The sequence below is a fragment of the Ravibacter arvi genome (assembly GCF_039540405.1).
GTDB classification, from domain to species: Bacteria; Bacteroidota; Bacteroidia; order Cytophagales; family Spirosomataceae; genus Ravibacter; species Ravibacter arvi.
On the sequence record NZ_BAABEY010000036.1, the window covers coordinates 715,397 to 729,013 of the forward strand.

A 13,617-nucleotide genomic window follows, 5' to 3' on the forward strand; every position below is an offset into this window, starting at 1 on the left:
TAGTTAACCAAATTTAAAATTCTTCAAATTTCCTTATGCCCCTTCATTTCCAGCAGTATGTCAAATGCCGCGCGGAGCGAGCCGACTTCCTCACAGGTTAGAATGAGCTTTCCCTTAGCGTCTTTCAGGCTGCACCGCTTTGGGTGGCGCTGGATAAAGTCAAGCACGTTCCCAAAAGTTTCAGACTGGTAAAAAGCTGTGTCCGGAGAGGAAACGAAATAACCTTTTAAAGTATTGTTCTTCAAAATCAGTTTTTCCAGATGCAGCTCTTCGGCGATCCAGCGTACGCGGACTGTCTTCAGCAAATCTTCTACTTCCAGCGGAAGCGGGCCGAACCTGTCGACAATTTCAAGCTGGAAAGCCTGCAGTTCCTCTTCCGACTTAATGTTGTCCAGGCGTGTATATAACGACAATCGTTCGGAAATGTTTTTCACGTAGTCTTCCGGGATCAGGATGGCCATATCCGTATCGATCTGCGTATCCGGCGTAAGGTCGGGAAGCGGCGAGGCGGAGCCGGCGAAAAGCTCCTTGAACTCGTTTTCTTTCAGCTCCTTAACAGCTTCGTCCAGGATTTTATGATACATTTCATAGCCCAAATCGTTCACGAACCCGCTTTGTTCGGCCCCGAGTAGGTTCCCGGCGCCCCTGATGTCCAGGTCCCGCATCGCCACCTTGAAACCGTCGCCGAGGTCAGAAAATTCTTCCAGCACCTGCAGCCTTTTCCGGGACTCGCTCGTCAGGGTGGAAATAGAAGGCGTCAGCAGGTAGCAAAATGCTTTCCGGTTTGACCGTCCCACCCGCCCCCGCAGCTGGTGAAGGTCGCTCAGGCCGAAATGGTGCGCCGAATTGATAATAATGGTATTGGCATTCGGAATGTCGATGCCCGATTCCACGATGTTGGTGGAAAGCAGTACATCATATTCTCCCTCGATGAATTTTACCATTACTTTTTCGAGCCGGTCGCCGTCCATCTGCCCGTGGGCAATCCCGATTCGGGCTTCCGGGATCAGCCTCAGGATAATATTCCCGATCGACTCAATATCGTTCACGCGATTGTGGACAAAGAAGACCTGCCCGCCGCGTTGGAGCTCGTAGGAAATGGCATCCCGGATGAACTCTTCATCAAACACCCGTACTTCAGTGGTGACCGGCTGACGGTTCGGCGGCGGGGTGGTGATGACCGAAAGATCGCGCGCGCCCATCAGCGAGAAATGGAGTGTCCGGGGGATTGGCGTTGCGGTAAGGGTTAGTACGTCCACGTTGACCCGCATTTCTTTCAGGCGGTCTTTTGCTTTCACGCCGAATTTTTGCTCTTCATCCACAATCAGCAGGCCGAGATCCTTAAAAACTACATCCTTGTTCAGGATGCGGTGCGTGCCGATCAGGATGTCTACCTTGCCGGCCTCTGCCCGCTTGAGGGTTTCCTTGATCTCTTTGGTCGTTTTGAAGCGGTTAACGTATTCTACATTCGCCGGGAAATCGGCCAGCCGCTCGCTGAAAGTTTTGAAATGCTGCATGGCCAGGATCGTCGTCGGTACCAGCACCGCCACCTGCTTGCTGTCGTTTACGGCTTTAAATGCGGCCCTTATCGCGATCTCAGTTTTACCGAATCCCACGTCCCCGCAAACCAGGCGGTCCATCGGGTAGGCTTTTTCCATATCGGCTTTTACGTCGGAAGTCGCTTTGGCCTGGTCGGGGGTATCTTCGTAAATGAACGAGGTTTCCAGTTCGACCTGGAGGTAATTTTCCGGTGAGAAAGCAAATCCGTGCGCTTTCCTGCGCTTGGAATACAAAGCGATGAGTTCGTGCGCAATGTCCTTCAACTGCTTTTTTACCTTCGATTTTTTGTTTTCCCATTCCGGCGAGCCAAGCTTGCTCATCGTAGGGGGCGTACCTTCCTTGCCGGTGTATTTGGCGATTTTGTGAAGGTTGTGCACGTTGACATAAAGCAGGTCGTTGTCACGATAGACCAGCCGTACGGATTCCTGCACCTTGCCGTTTACATCCACTTTTTCCATCCCCGCAAAACGACCGATGCCATAGTCGACGTGGGTTACGAAATCGCCGGGCTGCAGGGTCCTGAGCTCCTTGAGCGTAATGGCTTTGGTTTTACTGAACCGGTCTTTCAGCCGGTAGCGGTGAAACCGCGAGAAGATCTGGTGATCGGTATAGCATACGATTTTCAACTGTTCATCTATAAAACCCTCCCGCAACGAGATTTTTAAACCTTTGAATTTGACAAAGGGGTTAATGTCTTCAAAAATCCGCTCAAGCCGGTCCAGTTGCCTGCCCTGTTCAGCCGCAATTATATTGACAAAGCCATTGGACTGGTTTTCGTCGAAGTTGTCGATCAGTCGCTGGAAGTCTTTGTTGAAGGAAGGCTGCGGTTTTGAAATGTACCGGGGAAGCACGGATTCGTCGTTCCCGCTTGGTTTGAAATAAAACCTTTTCCCGAATTCAACGCTTTTGAAAGCTTTGATGCGGTTCAGAAGCCCCCGTCTGGATTCGAACAGCTCGTCCGGGTCGGATACCACCTGTACGCCGCCGCCGGTTGTATCGGCCAGCGCTTTTACAGCCTTTTCCATTGCTTTTTCCGTAATCTCCAGCAATACCTCTACGTCCTTGAACCATAGAATGGTGTTTTCAGGCAGGAATTCGAAAAAGGATTCCCGCGATTCGTGGGTCAGCTTTTGCTGGATGTCGGGGATGATGTTGACCTGTCTGGCTTCCTGGATTGATAACTGGCTCTCCGGCGAAAAAGAACGGATGCTCTCTACCTCATCGCCGAAAAGCTCGATCCGGTAGGGGTGTTCGCTCGCGAAGGAATAGATGTCGATAATACCGCCCCGAACGGAAAACTGTCCGGGTTCAAATACAAAGTCGGTGATTTCGAAACCGTAAGAATTCAGGAATTCGGTCAGGAAAGATTGGTCCAGTCTTTCTCCAGTACGGATCGTAAATGTGTTGGCGACCAGAGAACGCCGGTTGATTACTTTCTCGGTAAGCGCTTCCGGGTAGGTGACGATCATCAGCGCTGCGTCCTGTGAAAGATTCAGTTTATTCAGAATCTCGGCGCGTGCGAGCACGTTGACATTGTCAACTTCGGCGTATTCGTAAGGGCGCTTGGAAGAAGGCGGGTAAAACAGGATGTCCTGCGACGGCAAAAGATTCTGGAGATCGTTTACAAAATAGGCCGCTTCCTCACGGTCGCTCATTACATAGAGTGAAGTCTTGGGAAGCGATTGGCGGACCGTGGCGGCCAGTACGGCGTCAAGGCTGCCGACCAGTCCTTTGATCTGGATGTGCTGATCGTCCTGTTTTGCGGACTCAAGCCGGTGAATTAAGGTTTGTACGAAGCCGTCGGAACTGTATAGCGACAGCAAATCTTCAACTTTCAAAATACCGATGTTTTTCGGGACCTCTCGGCCCGATGGGAAATAGACTATTCGGGTGTTCGGGAATCGCTGCACCGGGATGTACAGAAACAACAAAGCCCGGCAGGGGTTTCCTGTCGGTTTTTGAGCCGTTCTCCTGGCGCTTCTCCTTTCACTTTGCAAATTTAGAAAACTTAGCGTCTGCGCGGATGGACGGATACGGGTGAATTTTTAAAAGCCCGGCTTTGAAAGCTTAAAACTGGCGTAACCTCCGCCGACTGGTGCATGCGTATTTTTGCGACCTGATAGTCGGGTAAAGGGAAGCGGGGGTATTATTCATGCGGGCGCCTTCCCGGCCTCAGGAGCGGAAGGGATAGCGGATTTATTATTCAGTTCCTCTTGCAACCTGTTTAACATTATTATTTTGCTCATGCGCTTTTTTACACTTTCCTTGTCTTTTCTGACGCTTTTTTGCGGTAGTTTCCTGCATGCTCAGAAATTGAAATTTTCTGCAAACGGTACTTTCCGGATTGTCCAGTTTACCGACATACATTATGATGCGTCAAGTCCGACTTCCAAACTTTCCTTAAAAGTGATGGAAGAAACACTCGATGCCGAAAAGCCTGATCTGATCGTTTACACGGGAGACGTCGTGACCAGGTCCCCCAATAAAAAAGGCTGGGACGAGGTATTGCAGGTAGCGATCGCCAGGCGTATTCCTTACGTGGTGACCTTTGGAAACCATGACGACGAAGGCGACCTGAAAAGGGAAGCGCTTGCGGAATACGTTGCTACCAAGCCTTACCTGGTTAATAAAGAGGTGAAGATACCCGGCGTATCGGGTTATCTTAACGCCGCCCTTACGGTCGAAGGGACAAACGGGAAGCCCGGCGCTATTATTTACGCATTGGATTCCCGCGCTTATTCCAGCTATCCCTGGGGAAAGGGGTATGACTGGTTTGCGCATGACCAGGTGAGCTGGTTCAGAAATACGAGCGCTTCCTTTGCGGGCACACATAGGGAAGCGCTTCCTGCACTTGCGTTTTTCCATATCCCGCTTCCGGAATACAAACTTGCTTTTGACGATCTCGGCAACCGGAGAACTGGTGTGAGGTATGAAAAGGAGTGCCCGCCGGATGTCAATTCGGGGATGTTTTTGTCTATGCTGGAAGCGGGCGATGTGATGGGGATGTTTGTCGGGCACGACCATACCAACGATTACCTGGTTGAGTACTACGATATCGCCTTGGCTTATGGCGCTTGCACGAGAGGCGGGGAGAACTACAAAAGAGGCAAAAGCGGCGCCCGGGTGATAGAGCTTACCCAGGGAAAGCGCCAGTTTCATACCTATATAAGAGAGCTGGACGGCCAGAAAGTTTACGGGGTAGATTTCCCGTTCCCCAAGAAAAAGAAGTAGCAGGAGAAAGTTATCCGAACAGAGGGCAGGGAATATTCCTACCCTTTTTTTATAAATTGCGATAAGCCAATCACCTATCAAGCCGATGTTTAACCTGCCATTTCAGCATCCTGTCAGTCCCGAAACTGCTTACAGTAAGCCGGTAGCTTACTTTTCAATGGAATTTGCCCTTGACCAGGCGTTGAAAATTTACTCCGGGGGGCTGGGGTACCTGGCCGGCTCCCATATGCGCAGCGCCTTTCAGCTGCGGCAAAACCTGGTCGGAATCGGGGTACTCTGGAAGTATGGTTACTATGACCAGGAGCGGAATGAAGACAATACCATGCGCGCCACTTTCAGGGAAAAGATTTATCATTTCCTGGAAGATACCGGTATCAGGTTTCAGATCCCGCTTCTGGGCCGTGAAGTCTGGGTGCATGCCTATTACCTGGCGCCCGGGGTTTTCGGGACGGCGCCCATGTTTTTCCTGACGACCGATACGGAAGGCAATGATTACGCGGGGCGGTCGGTTTCTTATCACCTTTATGATGCCGATCCCACGGTTAAAGCAGCGCAGTGCACGCTATTGGGTGCGGGGGGCGGGCGGCTCCTGGAAGCGCTGGGCTGGGAGCCTGAGGTATACCACCTGAACGAGGCGCATGCACTACCCCTGGCGTTTTTTCTTTACGACAAAACCAGAAATGCCGGGAAACTCCGGGAAAAACTGGTGTTTACGACGCATACCCCGGAAGAAGCCGGGAACGAAAAGCATAATATCTTTTTTCTGAAGAATATCGGCTTCTTTGGGCGGGTCCCGCTGGAGGAGGTGAGGAAAATTACCGGGATAAACGACGATATTTTTAACCATACGCTGGGTGCGCTCCGGCTAAGCCGTAAGGCCAATGCCGTGTCGGCCCTTCACGGAGAGGTGGCGCGAAGAATGTGGGGCGGTTATCCGTCGATATGCGAAATCATATCGATTACCAATGCCCAGAACAAGCTGTACTGGGTAGACCGCGAGCTGGAAGCAAGCCGGGAGAAAGGTGACGGCGGGGAGGTCGCGGCGCGAAAGCGGGAGTTGAAGAAAAAGCTCTTCTCCGTTGTGGCGGACCAGACCGGCAGGCTGTTTTCGCCCGATGTGCTCACAATCGTCTGGGCACGCCGGTTTGCCGCGTACAAACGAGCGGATTTACTTTTGGGAGATACCGAGCGCTTTAAGCGACTTATGGGCAATACGGACCGCCCGGTTCAAATAATCTGGGCGGGAAAACCCTACCCGAAAGACGAGGGTGCGATACGGATTTTTAATCATCTGCAGCATCTTTCTTATCTGTATCCCGGCGTAGCGGTATTGACGGGGTATGAGCTTGGACTTTCGAAACTGCTGAAAGACGGCGCAGATGTATGGTTGAATACCCCGATCGTGGGTCGTGAAGCTTCCGGTACCAGTGGCATGACGGCTGCAATGAATGCAGCCATTAATTGTTCTACCAACGACGGATGGATGCCCGAATTTGCCCGGCCCGGGGAGAATTCATTTATTCTGCCGACGATCACGGATGGAAACCAGGACGAGCAGGACAGGAACAATCTCTTTCAGCTGCTGGAGAGCGAGGTAGTGCCCTTGTACTACGACAGCAAAGAGAAATGGCAGCAAATCATGCTGACAGGTATGAATGAGGTGGCGCCGGCCTTTGATTCGGACCGGATGGCGCGCCAATACTACGAAAAGCTTTACTGACTCGTTTACCGTGTTTTCAGGTCGCGGTAGCTGATCAGCCTGATCCCCGCTTCATTGATGAGCCTGATTACATCCGGATGCATCCAGGTATCCGCAACGCCTTGCCGGTCTTCGGCTACATTTTCATAACCGATATGGCGTATGGCCTTCATTTCGGGAGTATCAAAGGCCGGATGATCTACAAACAGATAGGTCTTGCCTGGTTCGAGTGTCTGGAGCATGGCCATGAAGCTGCGGGTCTTCTCCTGCGAGGTTTTTTTCGATCCGCGGTAGGTCACGGGTACAACCTGGTCGAGGCTTACTTCCAGTCCATATTTTTTTGCCAATCGTAGGGCCAGCTGCTTAATATCTTCATGCATCCCGGTACAGCCCATATGTGCCGAAAGGTGGCTTGCCCAGGGAAGATGTTTTCGGACCGCTTCTATTTGTGCGGTAAACTCTTTCTCTATTTCGTCCAATTTCCAGGGTTTGTCTTGGAGGTGCTGGTTGGGGTAGTCCTTGTTGGGCCAGATGAACGGATAAAAATAGCCGTTTTCATCCACGAGGCTTGGCGCCTGCGTTAAAGGCCGCCATTTAAGCTGTTCCCATTCGCTGGTCAGAGTCAGGTGAATACCTACATCTACCTTCGGGTGCGCTTTTAACATCGTTACAGCCTGGGCAAACCAGGGGGTGTTGGGCATAATCTCAACGGTAGTCTGAATACCTTTGGTAATGGCCAGCAGAGTCGCTTCGTTGGCAGACTGCGTAAAACCCATGTCATCGCCCCTTACGATCAACCGGGTAACGGGCGAGGGAGATTGGGCGGACAGGCCCAGGGCGCCGAAAAGTCCGGCGATGACAAGCAGATACTTCCGGGTAGAATTCATTTTTGTTGAAGTTTAGCTGGAAAGGGGAAATCGGAAATCGGAAATCAGAAATCAGACTTCAGGTGTCGGCGGGCCGATTTCCGACCTCCGATTTCCTACTTCCTAATCATGACACTCCATTAAAAGCAGGTCGCCTTTTTCCACTGTGATACGGACAATTCCATCTTTTGCTGCTTCGTTACTGCTGCCTGTCCGGTACCCGATGGTCAGTGACTCCCCCGCCAATTCGTATTTAAGGCCTTCGGTCCGGATGCCTTCCACGGTGCCTACCGGTATCAGGGAAAGCGGTGTGCCGGCGGGATACCATTTCTCAAAAGAGGCAGGCAACGGAAATATACGGGAATAATCATCAAAAATGACTGTCTTGATCTGATGTTTGTGCCGTACCAGATTGGTGATGTTGGTGATGGTATGGTCGGCCCTGCGCCCGGTTGCCCATACGATGTTAGCTGCAGGGTAGCCACGCTCTACCAGGAGATCGAGCGCTTTTTCCAGGTCCGTTTTGATCTGGTCGGGAGTATGCACGATTTCAAGCGGATAGATACGGTCTGCAATAGACTGGAAGTCGTGGTCTGTATCGAAATCTCCCATCCAGATATCGGGCTTGATGCCCTTTTCCATGACCCGGTAAATGGCGTTGTCGAGCACGACCACGTAAGGATTCCATTCCAAAAGCTGCCCCAACAGCTCATCACTACATTCCTGCCCGTTGGCGATAATCAGCGCGGGCTCCTGTTTTTCTCTGACAAAATGATGACTCGACATCTAAAAGTATTAGGACGTTAGCCGTTGAATTTCCCGTCGGGGATCGTTTCCAGGCCGTCGACCGGCCGGTTGTAAAGATACGCCCAGGAGGAGAAGGTGCGTTCATCCCCGGTTAAAACCTTGATAATTTTGCGTACGAACAGCCCCTCTTTCCAGTCCGGCATTACTTCTTCATATTCGTCCAGCAACTTCAGCGTCTGCCTGGGTGCATGCATACGGTAGAGTTCTCCCTGTACGCGGCTGTCGGACTCCGGGAGGTAAATGGCGGCCGGGTACCAGGAAATCCGGTAGAGCAGCCCCGGGAAAGTCCCTTCGTCCAGGAACGTGCTGGCATTCCTGAGTTTTTTTGCAAAGGGATTGTCGAAAGCTCTCTTAAGCGTTCCGTAAACAAACAGGAAAGGGGTTTCTTCGGAATAATCGGACATAGGCAGGCAAACTTGAAAGGTTCATGGTCGAAGACGGGGAAAAGTGCGAACGACACGGCGTAATCCCCAAAAAAATACAATTTTTCGGCTCAAAAAAAAGTTAAATATTTATATTGGTCACATCAATTCATTTCATCAACTACAGAATGTACGATAAAAATATCGGAACCAAACAGAAGGCGCTGAAAATTAACCTGGATCAGCGCATTTATGGTTCTTTTGCGGAGATTGGTGCGGGGCAGGAAACGGCAGCCCAGTTTTTTAAAGCGGGCGGCGCTTCCGGTACAATTGCAAAAACCATGTCGGCGTATGACATGACTTTCAGCGATGCAATTTACGGCCCGGAAGAGAGCGGCAGATATGTAGTGGAGTCCAGGCTGGTCAAGATGCTACACAAGGAGTATAGCCTGGTTGAAAAGAGGCTGTCGGAGAAGAGGGGGGCGGAAAGCCTTTTTTTTGCGTTTGCCAATACGGTAGTGGCGCTGAATTACCAGCGCACCAATGATCCTCATGGTTGGGTTGGCCTCCGGTTTCAGCTCACGCCCGGCGGAGCCTATAACGATGTCATTATCCACGTGCGAATGTTCAACCGTGACAATATCCAGCAGCAATGGGCGCTCGGCACTATCGGTGTGAACCTGATTTACGGTTGCTTTTACTACCACAATTCGCCTGAAACGCTGTTGCTGTCGCTGATGGACGATTTGAGCCCTGAGGACATCGAAATTGATATGATCCGCTTTTCCGGGCCAGACTTTTCTGCTGTAGACAACCGGCTCATGAGCCTGCACCTGGTTAAAAACGGGTTTACCAATGCCGCACTGTTCGGTCCCGACGGGAATGTGATGCAGCCTACCGAGGCCTTTTATAAGAAGCATATCCTGCTTATGCGCGGGAGGTTAAGGCCCATTACCAATGTTCATGTCGACATGATTTCGCACGGAATGGAACAGTTCCTGGCCGAGCCTGATGTGAATGCCGAGCGGGTGATGCTGGTGTCGGAGCTGACGCTGCACAACCTGAAGTCGGATAAGGACAATATCGACGAGAAAGATTTTCTCGATCGCGTAGATATTTTATGTTCACTGGGCCATAACGTTATGATTTCCAACTATCATGAGTACTACCGCCTGGTGTCGTACCTGTCGAGGCTTTCGAAGCTGAAATCCGGGCTTTTGGTAGGGATTCCCAGCCTGAAAAATATTTTTGACGAAACTCATTATACCTTTCTGCCCGGGGGGATCCTGGAATCTTTCGCGACGCTTTTCAGCAGGAACGTGAAACTCTTCGTTTACCCGACGCTGCGTGCGGACGGCAGCGTTCACAATTGCGAAAATTTTGAATTGCCAATTACACTGGCGCCTCTTTTCCACTATCTGAAGCTGAACGACAAGATCGAAGATATCCGCAATTTCAATATCGAATTTATGAAATATACCACCGACGAGGTATTGGGAATGGTGCAGAAAGGTGTGCCCGGTTGGGAGCGGCTGGTACCCGAAAGTGTCGCGGAAATGATTAAACAGAAATCTCTTTTCGGCTATCTTTTTGAGGAAATCGGAGATCAGAAATCGGAAATCAGCCCGCCGGTTTCCGATTTCTGATCTTCGATTTCCACCTCCCCATGAACAGATTCGGTACGTTTTCGGACTTTGAGGCATATGTGGCAGACCGGCTTGTGAAAGACCTTCCGGGACGGACAGCGCATGGTCGGATGGCGGCCCCCCACTACAAGGGGTGGCCCCAGCCCCAGGAAAAATCCAGATGGAGTGCGGTGCTGATCCTTTTCTACCCTCAATACGATGAAATTGTTTTCCCGGTGATACAACGACCTACCTATGACGGGGTACATTCGGGTCAGATTGCTTTTCCGGGAGGAAAGATGGATGAGACAGACCAGGATCTCCACCAGACAGCCCTCAGGGAGGCCTGGGAAGAGATTGGGGTCCCGAAGGAGGAGGTCAAAATCCTGGGGCAATTGAGCGAGATTTATATCCTGGTAAGCGACATGCGGGTGGTGCCCGTGGTCGGCACCGTGCCGGCCCGTCCCCGCTTTGTCCCGGACGCGCGTGAAGTGCAGGAAATTAGGGAGATAGGTCTCTCCGGAATCCGGGATCGGCAAATTATCCGCGAGGGAAAAATCCCGGTCAGGGGCGGTTTTGTGAAATCTCCGTACTACGATTATGACGGTCTCCAAATCTGGGGTGCAACGGCTATGATGATCAGCGAGCTGCTGGAAATTATTGAAGGGTAGCTATTTTTTTTATATTTTTACCGCAATAGCTATCAGTTTCCTCCGAGTATTTATGGACGATAACGGCCACCTGCAGCCCGAAGAAGATCAAGAATTACACAGTAAGACACCAATATCCGGTTTGTATGAAAACTGGTTCATGGACTACGCCTCCTACGTAATTCTGGAGCGGGCGGTACCCGCAGTAGAAGATGGTTTGAAGCCGGTTCAGCGCCGTATTTTACATGCGCTCAACGAAATGGACGACGGCCGCTTCAACAAGGTTGCCAACGTTATCGGGTCTACCATGCAGTACCATCCGCATGGTGATGCTTCTATTTACGACGCCATCGTCAACATCGGGCAAAAGGAACTCCTGTTTGATACCCAGGGGAACTGGGGGCATATCCATACCGGGGATTCTGCGGCGGCAGGACGTTATATCGAAGTGCGGCTTTCCAAGTTCGGAAAGGAGGTTGTGTTTAACGACGATACAACCGAGTGGCAGATGTCGTACGACGGAAGGAAACGGGAACCGGTAACACTGCCGGTCAAATTTCCGCTGCTCCTGGCGCTTGGCGTGGAAGGTATAGCCGTCGGGCTTTCTACCAAAGTATTGCCGCACAATTTTTGCGAGCTGCTCGAAGCCTCCATCGATATTCTTAAGGGAAAGGATTTTGAAATCTACCCGGATTTTCAAACGGGCGGCCTGATCGATGTGTCCAATTATAATGACGGGCAGCGCGGCGGAAAGGTGAGGGTAAGGGCCCGCATTGAGGAAGAGGACAAAAAAATGCTGGTCATCCGCGACATTCCTTTCGGCGTTACCACCACTTCCCTGTGCGATTCCATTGTGAAAGCGAATGATGCGGGAAAGATAAAAATCAAGAAAGTAGAAGACAATACCGCTGCGGAAGTCGAGATTCATGTCCACCTGGCGACTGGTGTTTCGCCGGATATTACCATGGATGCCCTGTATGCCTTCACGGACTGCGAGGTATCCATTTCGCCCAACGCCTGTGTGATTGTGGATGAAAAACCGCAATTCATCTCCGTTAAAGATGTGCTGCGCGAAAGCACGGACCAGACCGTACACCTGCTGAAACGGGAACAGGAAATCCGGAAGTTTGAATTATTGGAAAAGATCCTCTACGGATCGCTTGAAAAAATATTTATCGAAAACCGGATTTATCGTGACATTGAGGAAGCGGAAACGTTTGAGGCGGTAATCCAGATTATAGACAAGGGGCTGGAACCCTTTAAGCCCCAGTTCTACCGGGAGATAACAGAAGAGGATATTGTTGCGCTGACCGAGATAAGGATCAAGCGTATTTCCAAGTATGATGCTTTTCGGGCCGACGAGCTCATGCGCAAATGGGAGGCGGAGCTTGCTGAAACCGAGGATAATCTGGCCAATATCGTCCGTTTCGCCATTGACTATTTCCGCGAACTGCTTCGCAAATACGGCAAGGGGCGTGAGCGGCGTACCGAGATACGAATGTTTAACCAGATTGCAGCCAACGTAGTAGCGGCCAATAACCAGAAGCTCTATGTAAACCGGGCGGACGGCTTTATCGGATTCGGGCTGAAGAAGGACGAATATGTGATGGATTGCTCTGATATCGATGATATTATCGTTTTCAGAGCTGACGGAACCTGCCTGGTTACAAAGATCCAGGATAAGGTTTTTGTAGGGAAAGACATTATCCATTGCGAGGTGTTCGTCAAGAACAACGAGCGGAAAGTTTACAACCTCATATACGTGGACGGTAAAACCGGGGTGTCCTATGTGAAGCGTTTCCAGATTACTTCAGTTACGCGGGACCGGGAATACCCGTTGACCCAGGGAACCCCGAAGTCGAGAATTACGTACTTTTCGGCCAATGACAATGGGGAGGCGGAAACCATTACGGTAAATCTTCAGGCGCAGAGCAAGGCCAAAATCAAGCAGTTCGATTTTGATTTTTCCAAGATAGCGATCAAAAACAGGAGCGCTATGGGGAATATCATGACGAAATACCCGGTTCGGAAAATTACCTTCAAGAATGCGGGCGTGTCTACACTTGGCGGCGCCGATATCTGGTTTGACAGGGTTATCGGACGCCTGAACCGGGATGAACGGGGAACGCATTTGGGCAACTTCGGCCCGACCGATCTCATCCTGGTCATATACAAGGACGGTACCTACGAACTGACCAGCTTTGACCTTACCAACCATTACGAGCCCAATTTAATCGAGAGCCTTACCAAGTTTTCGCCTGATACGATTATTACGGCGGTTTACTACGACGGGAACCAGAAAGTTCATTATATCAAACGGTTCATGATTGAGACTTCGACCGTGGATAAGAAATTCCTGTTTATTTCGGATTCCAAAGGAAGCAAGCTGTTGCTGGCGTCCGTGGATCAGCGTCCGCGGTTGAAGCTCACCATTCAGCGTGCCGTCAAAGGAGATTTCGAAACGGAAGAGTTGCTGGCCGAAACGATGGTGGATGTCAGGGGCTGGCGCGCGATCGGGAACAAGATCAATGCCGTGAAAATTAAAGAAGCGGTTTGGCTGGAGCCGCTTGAAGTTCCGGATCCGGAACCTGAAGTGCAGCCGGACGAGCCTCTGGAAGAGGAAGCCGTAGTGACTGAAGAGACGCTCGCCGCAACCGTGGATACTACAGAACCGGCGGATCTGACGCCGCAGCGGGATGATGCTCAGCCGGAACAGGCGGCTCCCGAATCGCCGGAGGGCGAGAAACCGAGGATCTACCCGAAGAAGACACCACCTCCGTCAAATGAAAATCAACTTGGTTTGTTTGAGTAAGCTTT

9 protein-coding genes are annotated in these 13,617 nt (G+C 51.1%); 5 read left to right on the forward strand and 4 right to left on the reverse strand.

Annotated elements, in window-relative coordinates:
* Positions 1-23: 23 nt before the first annotated feature.
* Complete coding sequence (gene mfd / locus ABD852_RS22675; protein WP_345033057.1) at positions 24-3,398, reverse strand: transcription-repair coupling factor; 3,375 nt, start codon at positions 3,396-3,398, stop codon at positions 24-26.
* Between the two features lie 406 nt (positions 3,399-3,804).
* Here mfd and ABD852_RS22680 point away from each other — a divergent pair, with 406 nt between their 5' ends.
* Both ABD852_RS22680 and glgP read left to right on the forward strand, forming a co-directional pair.
* Complete coding sequence (locus tag ABD852_RS22680; protein ID WP_345033058.1) at positions 3,805-4,791, forward strand: metallophosphoesterase family protein; 987 nt, start codon at positions 3,805-3,807, stop codon at positions 4,789-4,791.
* Positions 4,792-4,876: 85 nt separating this feature from the next.
* Positions 4,877-6,511, forward strand: coding sequence for an alpha-glucan family phosphorylase (glgP, locus tag ABD852_RS22685; protein WP_345033059.1), 1,635 nt, complete (start codon positions 4,877-4,879; stop codon positions 6,509-6,511).
* A 5-nt stretch (positions 6,512-6,516) separates the two neighbouring features.
* Here glgP and ABD852_RS22690 read toward each other — a convergent pair whose 3' ends face one another.
* The 3 genes from ABD852_RS22690 to ABD852_RS22700 all read right to left on the reverse strand — a co-directional run bounded on the left by ABD852_RS22690 (position 6,517) and on the right by ABD852_RS22700 (position 8,567).
* Positions 6,517-7,377, reverse strand: coding sequence for a ChbG/HpnK family deacetylase (locus ABD852_RS22690; protein WP_345033060.1), 861 nt, complete (start codon positions 7,375-7,377; stop codon positions 6,517-6,519).
* Between the two features lie 102 nt (positions 7,378-7,479).
* Positions 7,480-8,142 (reverse strand): thiamine diphosphokinase, encoded by a 663-nt coding sequence (locus tag ABD852_RS22695; RefSeq protein ID WP_345033062.1) that lies wholly within the window; start codon positions 8,140-8,142, stop codon positions 7,480-7,482.
* 17 nt (positions 8,143-8,159) lie between these two features.
* The gene (locus tag ABD852_RS22700) at positions 8,160-8,567 is read right to left on the reverse strand and encodes a gamma-glutamylcyclotransferase family protein (RefSeq protein WP_345033063.1); all 408 of its coding nucleotides are present in this window, start codon (positions 8,565-8,567) and stop codon (positions 8,160-8,162) included.
* 146 nt (positions 8,568-8,713) lie between these two features.
* Between ABD852_RS22700 and ABD852_RS22705 the strand changes: the two genes are divergently transcribed.
* The 3 genes from ABD852_RS22705 to ABD852_RS22715 are packed head-to-tail and all read left to right on the forward strand — an operon-like array spanning position 8,714 to position 13,612.
* Complete coding sequence (locus ABD852_RS22705) at positions 8,714-10,171, forward strand: TonB-dependent receptor (protein WP_345033064.1); 1,458 nt, start codon at positions 8,714-8,716, stop codon at positions 10,169-10,171.
* Positions 10,172-10,191: 20 nt separating this feature from the next.
* Positions 10,192-10,821: an NUDIX hydrolase gene (locus ABD852_RS22710; protein ID WP_345033065.1), complete on the forward strand. Its 630-nt coding sequence runs from the start codon at positions 10,192-10,194 to the stop codon at positions 10,819-10,821.
* A 52-nt stretch (positions 10,822-10,873) separates the two neighbouring features.
* On the forward strand, positions 10,874-13,612 hold the full coding sequence (locus ABD852_RS22715; protein WP_345033066.1) for a DNA gyrase/topoisomerase IV subunit A: 2,739 nt from the start codon (positions 10,874-10,876) through the stop codon (positions 13,610-13,612).
* Positions 13,613-13,617: the final 5 nt, after the last annotated feature.